This window comes from Streptococcus oralis (assembly GCF_016028255.1).
Classification (GTDB): domain Bacteria; phylum Bacillota; class Bacilli; order Lactobacillales; family Streptococcaceae; genus Streptococcus; species Streptococcus oralis_AC.
In genome coordinates this window covers 368,619-381,707 of record NZ_CP065707.1, presented here as the reverse complement: position 1 = coordinate 381,707, position 13,089 = coordinate 368,619, and the positions used below count along the sequence as shown (strand labels likewise).

The 13,089-nt window shown below is 40.0% G+C and carries 13 protein-coding genes; 11 read left to right on the top strand and 2 right to left on the bottom strand.

All coding sequences use genetic code 11. The features are described from left to right. Positions 1-27: 27 nt before the first annotated feature. The 5 genes from mreC (at position 28) to tsf (ending at position 4,761) form a co-directional block, all read left to right on the top strand. On the top strand, positions 28-843 hold the full coding sequence (mreC, locus tag I6G42_RS01845; RefSeq protein ID WP_038804766.1) for a rod shape-determining protein MreC: 816 nt from the start codon (positions 28-30) through the stop codon (positions 841-843). A 2-nt stretch (positions 844-845) separates the two neighbouring features. Further along, positions 846-1,340, top strand: a complete 495-nt coding sequence (gene mreD / locus I6G42_RS01840; RefSeq protein ID WP_038804765.1) for a rod shape-determining protein MreD — start codon at positions 846-848, stop codon at positions 1,338-1,340. A 93-nt stretch (positions 1,341-1,433) separates the two neighbouring features. Beyond that, positions 1,434-2,639 (top strand): peptidoglycan hydrolase PcsB, encoded by a 1,206-nt coding sequence (gene pcsB, locus I6G42_RS01835; RefSeq protein WP_038804764.1) that lies wholly within the window; start codon positions 1,434-1,436, stop codon positions 2,637-2,639. Between the two features lie 222 nt (positions 2,640-2,861). Next, positions 2,862-3,641, top strand: coding sequence for a 30S ribosomal protein S2 (rpsB, locus tag I6G42_RS01830; protein ID WP_000268473.1), 780 nt, complete (start codon positions 2,862-2,864; stop codon positions 3,639-3,641). A 79-nt stretch (positions 3,642-3,720) separates the two neighbouring features. Next, positions 3,721-4,761, top strand: a complete 1,041-nt coding sequence (tsf, locus tag I6G42_RS01825) for a translation elongation factor Ts (RefSeq protein ID WP_000808060.1) — start codon at positions 3,721-3,723, stop codon at positions 4,759-4,761. A gap of 114 nt (positions 4,762-4,875) precedes the next feature. Here the strand turns inward: tsf and cysK are convergent, their stop codons facing one another. Together cysK and I6G42_RS01815 are read right to left on the bottom strand one after the other, a co-directional pair. Beyond that, positions 4,876-5,802 (bottom strand): cysteine synthase A, encoded by a 927-nt coding sequence (cysK, locus tag I6G42_RS01820; protein ID WP_038804762.1) that lies wholly within the window; start codon positions 5,800-5,802, stop codon positions 4,876-4,878. A gap of 155 nt (positions 5,803-5,957) precedes the next feature. Next, positions 5,958-6,593, bottom strand: a complete 636-nt coding sequence (locus I6G42_RS01815; RefSeq protein ID WP_038804761.1) for a YigZ family protein — start codon at positions 6,591-6,593, stop codon at positions 5,958-5,960. 56 nt (positions 6,594-6,649) lie between these two features. Between I6G42_RS01815 and I6G42_RS01810 the strand changes: the two genes are divergently transcribed. From I6G42_RS01810 to rplI, 6 genes are all read left to right on the top strand, one after another. After that, complete coding sequence (locus I6G42_RS01810; protein WP_038804759.1) at positions 6,650-7,948, top strand: DEAD/DEAH box helicase; 1,299 nt, start codon at positions 6,650-6,652, stop codon at positions 7,946-7,948. Further along, positions 7,945-8,607: a ComF family protein gene (locus I6G42_RS01805; protein ID WP_038804758.1), complete on the top strand. Its 663-nt coding sequence runs from the start codon at positions 7,945-7,947 to the stop codon at positions 8,605-8,607. Before I6G42_RS01810 ends, I6G42_RS01805 begins: the two co-directional genes overlap by 4 nt. 79 nt (positions 8,608-8,686) lie before the next feature. Continuing rightward, on the top strand, positions 8,687-9,235 hold the full coding sequence (hpf, locus tag I6G42_RS01800) for a ribosome hibernation-promoting factor, HPF/YfiA family (RefSeq protein WP_000599119.1): 549 nt from the start codon (positions 8,687-8,689) through the stop codon (positions 9,233-9,235). A gap of 87 nt (positions 9,236-9,322) precedes the next feature. Further along, positions 9,323-10,501 carry an acetyl-CoA C-acetyltransferase gene (locus I6G42_RS01795; RefSeq protein WP_038804814.1) on the top strand — a complete coding sequence of 393 codons (1,179 nt, stop codon included), beginning with the start codon at positions 9,323-9,325 and terminating at the stop codon, positions 10,499-10,501. A 158-nt stretch (positions 10,502-10,659) separates the two neighbouring features. After that, complete coding sequence (locus I6G42_RS01790; RefSeq protein WP_038804756.1) at positions 10,660-12,633, top strand: DHH family phosphoesterase; 1,974 nt, start codon at positions 10,660-10,662, stop codon at positions 12,631-12,633. Then, the gene (gene rplI, locus I6G42_RS01785) at positions 12,630-13,082 is read left to right on the top strand and encodes a 50S ribosomal protein L9 (protein WP_000864206.1); all 453 of its coding nucleotides are present in this window, start codon (positions 12,630-12,632) and stop codon (positions 13,080-13,082) included. The genes I6G42_RS01790 and rplI overlap by 4 nt, the downstream gene beginning before the upstream one ends. The last annotated feature ends 7 nt before the right edge of the window (positions 13,083-13,089 follow it).

Here is a 13,089-nt window from a genome sequence, read left to right as displayed (position 1 = left end):
GTAGATCTTTAGTAAAAAGGTAGGAATATGAACCGTTTTAAAAAATCAAAATATCTAATCATCGTTTTTGTCACAGTTCTGGCAGTTTCTGTACTATTAGTGACAACCTATTCAAGTGCTATTGTGACAAAACTAGGAGATGGGATTTCCTTAGTAGATAGAATTGTTCAGAAACCCTTTCAGTGGTTTGATACTTTCAAATCGGATTTGGGACATTTGACGCAGACTTACAATGAAAACGAGAGTCTAAAGAAACAGCTCTATCAACTAGAGGTGGAGTCTAATCAATCAGAACGTTTAAAAACAGAAAATGAACAACTACGTCAGTTGCTAGAGATGAAGTCAAAATTACAGGCTACAAAAACCCTAGTAGCAGATGTGATTATGCGTGCTCCAGTATCTTGGAAGCAAGAGTTAACAATTGATGTAGGAAGTTCAAAAGGAGCTTCTGAAAATATGTTGGCCATTGCAAACGGGGGCTTGGTTGGTAGTGTTTCAAAGGTGGAAGATCATTCAACAACTGTCAATCTTTTAACCAACGCTGAAAACACGGATAAGATCTCTGTTAAAATCCAACACGGTTCTACTGAAATTTACGGAATTATCGTTGGTTATGACAAGGAAGCTGAACTGCTTAAAATTAGCCAATTAAATAGTAATAGTGACATCAGTGCTGGAGACAAGGTGACTACAGGTGGGCTAGGAAACTTTAATGTCAAAGATATTCCTGTTGGAGAGATTGTTGGTACAACGCACAGCAGTGACTATCTAACACGAGAGGTAACTGTAAAGTTAAGTGCTGATATCAAAGATCTTCATGTGGTAGAGTTAGTGGGGAATTAGCAATGAGATTGTTAAAACAAATTGGTATTTTCTTTTTACTCCCTTTTGTTGTGCTAATTGATGCTCATATTGGACAACTGGTGGGATCCTTTTTCCCCCACTTTCATTTAGCCAGTCATTTTCTATTTTTGTTTCTCTTATTTGAAACAATCGAAGTGTCAGAGTATCTCTATCTAGCCTATTGTTGTATCGTGGGTTTGGTTTATGATATCTATTTTTTCCACTTGATTGGAATTGCCACGCTTTTGTTTATCTTGATAGGTGCTTCGCTCCACAAGTTTAACAGCGTGATTTTGACAAATCGTTGGACAAGGATGCTGACCATTATTGTGATCAGTTTTCTGTTTGATATGGGGAGCTATCTTTTGGCTCTTGCCGTAGGACTGACTGTAGATTCCATGCCGATATTCATCGTCTATAGCCTTGTCCCATCAATGATTCTGAACTTCTTATGGATTGTCATTTTTCAATTTATTTTTGAAAAAATTTATCTATAAGAAAGAAATATAAATGTAACAAAGGCGTAATATTTATTATGTCTTTTTTTGGTATACTAGTAATGTCTCAAATAGAAGGAGTATCGACAGAATATGAAGAAAAAAATCTTAGCGTCACTTTTGTTAAGTACAGTATTGGTCTCACAAACGGCAGTATTGACAACTGTTCGTGCAGAAACAACTGATGAAAAAATTGCTGCTCAAGATAATAAAATTAGCAGTTTAACAGCGCAACAACAAGAAGCTCAAAAGCAAGTGGATCAAATCCAAGGTCAAGTTTCAACAATTCAAGCAGAGCAAGCAAGCTTGCAAGCTGAAAACGAAAAATTGCAGGCTGAATCTAAAAAACTTGAAGGAGAAATTACAGAGCTTTCTAAAAATATCGTAGCTCGTAATGCTTCTTTAGAAAAACAAGCACGTAGCGCACAGACAAATGGAGCTGCGACTAGCTACATTAATACAATTGTAAACTCAAAATCAATCACAGAAGCCATTTCGCGTGTTGCTGCAATGAGCGAGATTGTATCGGCTAACAACAAAATGTTGGAGCAACAAAAGGCTGATAAAAAAGCAATTTCTGATAAACAAGTAGCCAATAATGAAGCAATTAATACAGTTATTGCGAATCAACAAAAACTGGCTGACGATGCGCAGGCATTGACAACTAAGCAAGCTGAGTTGAAGGTTGCAGAGTTGAATCTTGCTGCTGAGAAAGCTACTGCAGAAGGTGAAAAAGCTACTTTGTTGGAGCAGAAAGCAGCAGCAGAGGCAGAAGCACGTGCTGCTGCAGAAGCAGAAGTAGCTTACAAAGCGCGTCAAACAAGCCAACAACAATCAGTAGTTGCTTCAGGAAATACAAGCTTCTCCGCTCAAGTACAAGCAACATCAACAAATGACGAGGAAGATTCAAGCTACACTCCAGCACCTGCGCCAGCGCCAGCTAGACAACGTCCAACTTACAGCTCAAATGCTTCAAGTTATCCAACTGGTGAATGTACTTGGGGAGCTAAAACGTTAGCACCTTGGGCTGGAGACTACTGGGGTAACGGAGCTCAGTGGGCAACAAGTGCAGCTGCAGCAGGATTCCGTACAGGATCAACTCCACAAGTTGGTGCGATTGCATGTTGGAATGATGGTGGTTATGGACACGTAGCGGTTGTTACAGCAGTTTCATCATCAACTCGTATTCAAGTATCAGAATCAAACTACGGTGGAGATCGTACAATCGGAAACAAACGTGGATGGTTCAACCCAACTACAACTTCTGAAGGTTACGTAACATATATCTATCCAAACTAATGTATAAAACGAAGAGACTCAATCGAGTCTCTTTTAATGTTTTTATCCGAAAGTCCTACTAAAATTCTACTAAATAACTTGAAAATACTGTTGAAATATGATAAAATAAAACCTGTCGTGTAAACGATAATACTCATTCTTGATGAATTGTGAAACTGTTGCCCTTGGGTCGTTTTGCAAGTTGAAATCGAGAAGAGGAAAAAACAAAAAGGAGAAATACTCATGGCAGTAATTTCAATGAAACAACTTCTTGAGGCTGGTGTACACTTTGGTCACCAAACTCGTCGCTGGAACCCTAAGATGGCTAAGTACATCTTCACTGAGCGTAACGGAATCCACGTTATTGACTTGCAACAAACTGTAAAATACGCTGACCAAGCATACGACTTTATGCGTGACGCAGCAGCTAACGATGCAGTTGTATTGTTTGTTGGTACTAAGAAACAAGCTGCTGACGCTGTTGCTGAAGAAGCTGTACGTTCAGGTCAATACTTCATCAACCACCGTTGGTTGGGTGGAACTCTTACTAACTGGGGAACTATCCAAAAACGTATTGCTCGTTTGAAAGAAATCAAACGTATGGAAGAAGAAGGAATTTTCGACGTTCTTCCTAAGAAAGAAGTTGCACTTCTTAACAAACAACGTGCACGTCTTGAAAAATTCTTGGGTGGTATCGAAGACATGCCTCGTATCCCAGATGTAATGTATGTAGTTGACCCGCATAAAGAGCAAATCGCTGTTAAAGAAGCTAAAAAATTGGGTATCCCAGTTGTAGCGATGGTTGACACAAACACTGATCCAGACGATATCGATGTAATCATCCCAGCTAACGATGACGCTATCCGCGCGGTTAAATTGATCACAGCTAAATTGGCTGATGCTATCATCGAAGGACGCCAAGGAGAAGATGCAGCAGCAGTTGAAGCAGAATTTGCAGCTTCAGAAGCTCAAGCAGACTCAATCGAAGAAATCGTTGAAGTTGTAGAAGGCGATAACGCTTAATTCATATAAATAGTAATTACCTAGGAGGGCGGGGCGTAGCCCAGCTCTCCTATTTTTTAAAAAATATAGGAGAATCAAAATGGCAGAAATTACAGCTAAACTTGTAAAAGAGTTGCGTGAAAAATCTGGTGCCGGTGTTATGGACGCTAAAAAAGCGCTTGTAGAAACAGACGGTGATATCGAAAAAGCGATTGAATTGCTTCGTGAAAAAGGTATGGCGAAAGCAGCTAAGAAAGCTGATCGTGTTGCTGCAGAAGGTTTGACAGGTGTTTATGTTAACGGTAACGTTGCAGCAGTAATTGAAGTAAACGCTGAAACTGACTTCGTTGCGAAAAATGCTCAATTCGTTGACTTGGTTAATGCTACAGCTAAAGTAATTGCTGAAGGAAAACCAGCTAACAACGAAGAAGCACTTGCTTTGACAATGCCTTCAGGTGAAACTCTTGAAGCAGCTTATGTATCTGCAACAGCAACTATCGGAGAAAAAATCTCATTCCGTCGTTTTGCTTTGATCGAAAAAACAGATGCACAACACTTTGGAGCTTACCAACACAATGGTGGTCGTATCGGTGTTATCTCAGTTATCGAAGGTGGAGACGAAGCTCTTGCTAAACAATTGTCAATGCACATCGCAGCGATGAAACCAACAGTTCTTTCATACAAAGAATTGGACGCTCAATTCGTTAAAGATGAGTTGGCACAATTGAACCACGTAATCGACCAAGATAACGAAAGCCGTGCAATGGTTAACAAACCAGCCCTTCCACACTTAAAATATGGATCGAAAGCACAATTGACTGAAGAAGTAATTGCTCAAGCTGAAGCTGACATCAAAGCTGAGTTGGCTGCAGAAGGCAAACCAGAAAAAATCTGGGACAAAATCATCCCAGGTAAAATGGATCGCTTCATGCTTGACAACACTAAAGTTGACCAAGCTTACACACTTCTTGCCCAAGTCTACATCATGGACGATAGCAAGACAGTTGAAGCATACCTTGATTCAGTTAACGCTTCAGTAGTTGAGTTCGCTCGCTTTGAAGTTGGTGAAGGAATTGAGAAAGCTGCGAACGACTTCGAAGCAGAAGTTGCAGCTACAATGGCAGCAGCCTTGAATAACTAATGATAAAAGAGGAAGCAATTTGCTTCCTTTTTCTTTTGCTGTAGGGAACTTAGATTTTTCTTTAAATTGAACAAAGAAAAAGCCCTATAATAAGGGCTAAGTGCATTTAGGAGACTACACTTCAAATTCATAGAGTGCTGTAGACAGATAACGTTCGCCGTTATCTGGTGCTAAAGCAAGGACTTTCTTACCTGTGCCTAATTTTTTGGCAACTTCGATTGCTCCATAAATGGCTGCAGCTGAGGAAATCCCAACAAGGAAGCCTTCTTTTCCACCAATCTCACGGCCAAGCGTAAGTGCATCATCTGATGTTACACGGACGATACCGTCATAGGCTTTTGTATCAAGTGTATCAGGAATAAATCCAGCTGAGATGCCTTGAATTTTGTGAGGTCCAGGTTTTTCACCAGACAAGATAGCAGACTCATCAGCTTCAACCGCAAAAACTTGAATGTTTGGATTGACAGCTTTTAGTGCATGAGAAACACCTGAGATCGTTCCACCAGTACCAACACCACCCACAAAAGCATCTAGTCCATCAGAACCGAAAGCAGCCAGTATTTCAGCTCCTGTTGTTCTTTCGTGTACTTCTGGATTAGCCGGATTATTAAATTGGAGTGGAAGGAAGCCGTCACGTTCAGCTGCGATCTTCTGAGCCTTTGTAATCGCGCCTTTCATTCCTTCGCTACCAGGAGTAAGGACGAGTTCAGCACCATAGGCTTGGATAATCTTACGTCGTTCCACACTCATCGTTTCGGGCATGACGATAACAACTTTATATCCCTTAGCAGCACCTACCCAAGAAAGCCCGATACCAGTATTTCCACTCGTTGCTTCAACAATGGTAGCACCCGGTTTTAGAATACCATCTTGTTCCGCTTTTTCAATCATGCTAAGGGCAATACGGTCTTTTACTGATGATCCAGGGTTAAAAGCTTCAAGTTTTACATAAACATCAGCAGCACCCTCTGGGACGACATTGTTTAGTTTAACAATTGGAGTTTGTCCGATTAGTTCAGTGATATTGTTATAAATAGTCATAGATATACCTCTTTGTATAAGATGATACTAGTATAACGCGCTCAAGGCTATTTGTAAAATATAGAAATCCTATCAAAGCGATAGGATTTTTTTATATCAAGCATCTAAGCTGTAAATTTGCGAATAAATTTAGTAAGTACTATTTATATTTTTATTTACATTAAGTTTACAGGAACCTCAACTTCCCGTAAACCTTGATCTGTTAAAGTAATTTTTCCATTAAAAAACTCCACAAGAGCAGCCTTGATATTTTCTTTCTCTTCCTTATCAACATAAATCATTGTATCAACTTGATCTGTAAAGTTTGTATCCAGCTCCATGAGATGATGGTCTCTAAGAAAATTGCCATATTCTTGATACTGAGCATAAGACATTTGAATGGCTATACCAGCCTGCTCTTTGATTTCAATAATGCCAATTTCTTTGACAGCTAAGGCCACACTACCTGCATAAGCGCGAATCAAACCGCCAGCGCCTAACTTAATCCCCCCAAAGTAGCGAGTAACCACTACGCAGACATTAGTAAGATTATGATTTTCTAAGACACCAAGCATTGGGACTCCAGCAGTACCACTAGGCTCACCATCATCACTCGTACGCTTGATTTCACTTCGTTCCCCTACAATAAAAGCTGAGCAGTTATGGGTAGCTTTGTAGTGTTCTTTTTTGATGGTCGTGATGAAATCACGAACCTCTTCTTCACTATAGACACGCTTTACATGACAGATAAATCGGGATTTTTTGATTTCTTCTTGGACCTGCCCGTCCTCTTTAATTGTTCTAAATTCCATGATTTAATTGTACTAAAAAAACACCTAAAGCGCTAGATTTTTACGAATAAAGAAGTATGAAAGTAAATCCAAATTATCTCGGTCGCTTGTTTACTGAGAGAGAATTAACTAAAGAAGAACGTCAAATGGCCGTGAAACTACCAGCAATGAGAAAAGAGAAGGGAAAACTTTTCTGTCAACGGTGTAATAGTAGCATTCTAGAAGAATGGTGTTTGCCCATTGGTGCTTACTATTGTAGGGAGTGTTTATTGATGAAGCGAGTCAGGAGTGATCAAGCTTTATACTATTTTCCGCAGGAAGATTTTCCTAAGCAAGATGTTCTCAAATGGCGTGGCCAGCTAACCCCTTTTCAGGAGAAGGTGTCAGAAGGATTGATTCGAGCATTTAAAAAGAAGGAACCGACTTTAGTTCATGCTGTGACAGGTGCTGGAAAAACAGAGATGATTTATCAAGTTGTAGCCAAAGTGATTGACAATGGTGGTTCAGTTTGTTTGGCAAGTCCTCGCATAGACGTGTGTTTGGAACTGTATAAGCGACTGCAGAATGACTTTGCTTGTGAGATAGCACTACTTCATGGCGAATCAGAGCCCTATTTTCGAACTCCCCTAGTGGTTGCAACGACGCATCAGTTATTAAAATTCTATCATGCCTTTGATTTGTTGATAGTAGATGAAGTAGATGCCTTTCCTTATGTTGACAACCCTATACTTTACTATGCTGTAAACCAATGTGTAAAGAAAGATGGGTTAAGGATATTCCTTACAGCAACTTCTACAGATGAGTTAGATAAGAAGGTTCGCACAGGAAAATTAAAAAGGTTGAGCTTGCCAAGACGATTTCATGGAAATCCATTGATTATTCCAAAGCCAGTTTGGTTATCGGATTTTAATCGTTATTTAGATAAGAGTCAGTTGTCACCAAAGTTAAAGATCTCTATTCAGAAGCAGAGAAGAACAGGTTATCGCTTGTTAATCTTTGCATCAGAAATTAAAAAAGGCGAGAAACTAAAAGAAATCTTGCAGGTGTATTTTCCAGATGAGAAAATTGGTTTTGTGTCTTCTGTGACAGAAGACCGATTAGAGCAGGTGCAAGCTTTTCGAGATGGAGAACTAACAATACTGATCAGTACGACAATATTGGAACGCGGAGTTACCTTCCCTTGTGTGGATGTTTTCGTAGTAGAAGCTAATCATCGTCTCTTTACCAAGTCTAGCTTGATTCAGATTGGTGGGCGAGTTGGGCGTAGTATGGACAGACCAACTGGTGAGTTGCTCTTCTTTCATGATGGATTAAATACTTCCATCAAAAAGGCAATCAAGGAAATCAAGCAGATGAACAAGGAGGCGGGATTATGAATTGTTTATTATGTGGCCAGTCAACAAAGAGTGACTTGACATTTAGTCACCTCTTACTGTTTAAGAATGAGCGCAACTATCTTTGTTCAGCTTGTGATTCTACTTTTGAGAGGATAGGTGAGGATCATTGTCCGAGCTGCATGAAAAGAGAATTGTCAATCACGTGTCAAGATTGTAAACTTTGGTGTAAAGAAGGAATTCAGGTTGATCATAAGGCAATCTTCACCTATAATCAAGCTATGAAAGCCTTTTTTAGTCGATATAAGTTTGATGGGGATTTTCTGCTTAGAAAGGTTTTTGCTCCTGTACTTGCGGATGAGTTGAAAAAATATAGAGACTATGAATTTGTGGTAATTCCCCTAAGTCCTGAAAGATTGCTTGAGAGAGGATTTAATCAGGTTGAAGGTTTGGTTGAGACGGCAGGATTTTCCTTTCAAGATTTACTAGGGAAAAGAGAAGAGAAGGCTAGTTCTTCTAAGAATCGCTCAGAACGATTAGCTACGGAAATTCCCTTTTATATTAAAATGGAAGCCCCTCTTCCTAAGAAGATTTTGGTTATTGATGACATCTATACGACAGGGGCGACTATCAATCGTGTGAAGCGACTTTTTGAAGAGGCAGGTGTTTTGGAAGTCAAAACTTTTTCTCTTGTAAGATAAGGAAAAAATTTGCAAAATGAAAATGAAAGCGTTATAATATAGTTAGAAAAATAAAAATGTTTAGAAAGAAGGTACTTATATGATTAAATATAGTATCCGTGGTGAAAACCTAGAAGTAACAGAAGCAATTCGCAATTATGTAGTTTCTAAACTCGAAAAGATCGAAAAATATTTTCAACCTGAACAAGAGTTGGATGCACGTGTCAACTTGAAAGTTTACCGTGAAAAAACAGCAAAAGTTGAAGTAACAATTCCACTTGGATCAATTACCCTTCGTGCAGAAGATATTTCTCAAGATATGTATGGTTCTATCGATCTTGTAACAGATAAAATTGAACGCCAGATTCGAAAAAATAAAACAAAAATCGAACGCAAGAATAAAAATAAGGTTGCAACAAGCCAACTCTTTACAGATGCTCTAGTTGAAGATGCAAATGTTGTGCAGCCAAAAGTGGTTCGTTCAAAACAAATTGATTTAAAACCAATGGATTTGGAAGAAGCTCTTCTTCAAATGGACTTGTTGGGACATGATTTCTTTATCTATGTAGATGTAGAAGATCAAACAACAAATGTTTTGTATCGCCGCGAAGATGGTGAAGTTGGTTTGCTAGAAGTTAAGGAATCATAAAATCTTGACAACTATGTAAAAGTGGTTTACACAATTGTAAACCACTTTTGTATTGCATCATTATAAGAGGTATAAATGGAGGTAGTTATGAAAGACGTGGTGATTGTTTCGGCAGTGCGGACTCCTATAGGCTCCTTTGGAGGAAGCTTGAAGAATGTTTCAGCTGTTGATTTGGGATCTTTGGTCATTAAGAGTGCTTTGGAAAAAGCGAATATTAAACCAGAGCAAGTAGACGAAGTGATTATGGGGAATGTCCTAGGCGCAGGTTTAGGCCAAAACGTGGCTCGCCAAATGAGCATTCAAGCGGGGCTCCCTGAATTTACACCAGCCTTTACTATTAATAAGGTTTGTGGTTCTGGGTTGAAGGCAGTTCAGTTAGCTGCTCAAGCGATTCAGTGCGGCGATGCAGATATTGTCGTGGCTGGTGGTGCAGAAAACATGAGTCAGGCGCCATACGTTTTGCCAAGTTTCCGTTGGGGTGGCCGTATGGGAGATTCAAAAGTGGTAGATACCATGATTAAGGACGGTTTGTCTGATGCTTTTAACGAATACCATATGGGGATTACAGCTGAGAATGTGGCTGAAGAATATGGTATTAGCCGGGATGAACAAGATGCTCTTGCTTTGGAATCACAAAAACGAGCAGTAGCGGCTATAGAATCTGGACGCTTTAAGGAAGAGATTGTTCCGGTGGTTATTCCTCAACGTAAAGGCGATCCTATTGTCTTTGATACAGATGAATTTCCTAGAAAAGATGCTAGCTTGGAGAGCTTGTCTAAGCTAGGTCCTGTTTTCAAAAAAGACGGTTCTGTTACGGCGGGTAATGCATCAGGTATCAATGACGGAGCAGCGGCTGTCTTGGTCATGAGTGCTGAAAAAGCTGAAGAATTGGGACTCCCAGTGATTGCTCGCATTCATTCGTATGCAAGTGCAGGTTTGGATCCTAAAATTATGGGATGTGGACCGATTGATGCGACTCGCAAGGCTCTTGAAAAAGGTAATTTGACAGTTGATGATCTCGACTTGATCGAGTCAAATGAAGCTTTTGCTGCCCAGACTTGTGCAGTCGGTAAAACTCTAGGCTTCAACACAGATATTGTCAATGTCAATGGTGGCGCGATTGCTCTCGGTCACCCAATTGGAGCTTCAGGCTGTCGTATCTTAGTGACTCTGGTACATGAGATGATGAAGCGTGATGCTAAAACTGGGTTAGCAACTCTCTGTATCGGAGGGGGAATGGGAACAGCTCTTATCGTGGAACGTTAGATGATAGTAATCTGAACACGTGGGTAGGAGGGTGATGAATCCCTCCTACTTTTGTGTCTGAGAATTAGAAGAGATCAATCATGAAAGAAAGGCTTACCTCTTTTTAAAGGTCGCTTTTTAAGGCTTTTTGTGATATAATAATGCGCAAGAGGTTTAGAATGAAAAAAAATAATTTAAATCCGATTTCTGCGGTTCTACTAGGGATTGCAACTTTCGGAACCTTAACAATGCTGATTATTTTTTCACAAAATAATGTTGTAACAATCAGTGCCTTGTTTTTATTTGTACTTCTTTATCTGCTTTTATTCATCTGGCAAAAAAAACAGTATGAAAAGAGCGAAATTGAACAAATCCAATACGTAAACCATCAAGCGGAAGATAGCTTGAACACGTTGCTCGATCAAATGCCAGTTGGTGTTCTGAAATTAGACTTATCTAGTGGCGAAGTCGAATGGTTTAATCCTTATGCTGAGTTGATTTTGACGACTGAAGAAGGCGAAATTGATGTTGACTTGATTCAAACTATCATCAAGGCTTCTGTGGGGAACCCTGGTTCTTATGCTAACTTGGGGGAAACACGCTATGCCGTTCATATGGACAAGGTTTCGGGTGTTTTGTATTTCTTTGATGTTTCTGGGGAGTACGAAGCAACTGTCGAATTGGTAACCAGTCGACCAGTGATTGGGGTTATCTCGGTAGACAACTACGATGATCTAGAAGATGCAACCTCCGACTCCGATATTAGTCATATCAATAGCTTTGTGGCAAATTTTGTTTCAGAATTTGCTAGTAAGTATGCTATGTTTTCTCGGCGTGTGGGTATGGACCGCTTTTATTTATTTACTGATTACACAGTTCTTGAGGGCTTGATGAATGATAAATTCTCTGTGATTGATGCCTTTCGTGAGGAGGCAAAACAGAGACAGCTGCCATTGACCTTGAGCATGGGCTTTTCTTATGGTGATGGAAATCATGATGAGATAGGGAAAGTTGCTCTAAGGAACTTAAACCTAGCTGAGGTTCGTGGTGGGGACCAAGTAGTTGTCAAGGAAAATGATGAAACCAAGAACCCAGTCTACTTTGGTGGTGGTTCCGCAGCCTCTGTTAAGAGAACAAGAACACGTACCAGAGCAATGATGACAGCTATTTCAGATAAAATTAGAAGTGTAGACCAAGTCTTTGTAGTCGGGCACAAGAATCTGGATATGGACGCTTTAGGTTCTGCAGTTGGCATGCAGTTGTTTGCAAATAATATTATTGAGAACAGTTATGCTGTCTATGATGCAGAACAAATGTCGCCAGACATTGAGCGCGCCGTCAACTTCTTGGAAAAAGAGGGTGTCACTAAGCTCTTGCCTCTGGCTGATGCGATGAGATTGGTCACCAAGCGCTCTTTGTTGATTTTAGTGGATCATTCCAAGACGGCTTTGACCTTGTCGAAAGATTTTTACGAACTGTTTACTCAAACCATTGTCATTGACCACCATAGACGTGATCAGGACTTCCCTGAGAATGCTGTTATCACGTATATTGAGAGTGGGGCAAGTAGTGCGAGTGAGTTGGTAACAGAATTGATTCAGTTCCAAAATTCTAAGAAAAATCGTTTAAGTCGTATGCAGGCTAGCGTATTGATGGCTGGAATGATGCTGGATACCAAGAATTTTACATCTCGCGTGACGAGTCGAACCTTTGATGTAGCTAGCTACCTCAGAACACGTGGAAGCGATAGTATTGCTATCCAGGAGATTGCTGCGACAGATTTTGAAGAGTACCGTGAGGTAAATGAACTCATTTTACAAGGTCGTAAGCTAGGTTCAGATATCTTGATCGCCCAAGCTAAGGACACAACCACTTATGACACAGTCGTCATCAGTAAGGCTGCCGATGCTATGTTGGCCATGTCCGGCATTGAGGCTAGTTTCGTTCTGGCAAAAAATACACAAGGATTCATCTCTATCTCGGCTCGAAGCCGTAGTAAAATCAATGTGCAACGGATTATGGAAGAACTGGGTGGTGGTGGTCACTTTAATCTAGCTGCTGCGCAAATCGAGAATATGAGTCTGTCAGAAGCAGGAGAAAAATTGACTCAACTTGTCTTAGATGAACTAAAGGAAAAGGAGAAAGAAGAATGAAAGTAATCTTTTTAGCAGATGTTAAAGGAAAAGGAAAAAAAGGCGAAATCAAGGAAGTACCAACTGGCTACGCCCAAAATTTCCTGATTAAAAAGAATTTGGCTAAGGAAGCGACTGCTCAGGCAATCGGTGAATTGCGTGGAAAACAAAAATCAGAGGAAAAGGCTCATGCAGAGATGTTAGCAGAGGCAAGAGCAATCAAAGCCAAGCTTGAAGCAGAAGAAACTGTTGTAGAGTTTGTTGAAAAGGTTGGACCAGATGGCCGTACCTTTGGCTCTATCACCAACAAGAAAATTGCAGAAGAACTGCAAAAGCAATTTGGAATTAATATTGACAAGCGTCATATTCAAGTAAAGGCACCAATTCGAGCAGTAGGTTTGATTGATGTACCAGTGAAAATCTACCAAGATGTTACAAGTGTCATCAATCTTCGTGTAAAAGAAGGGTAAGTTTACA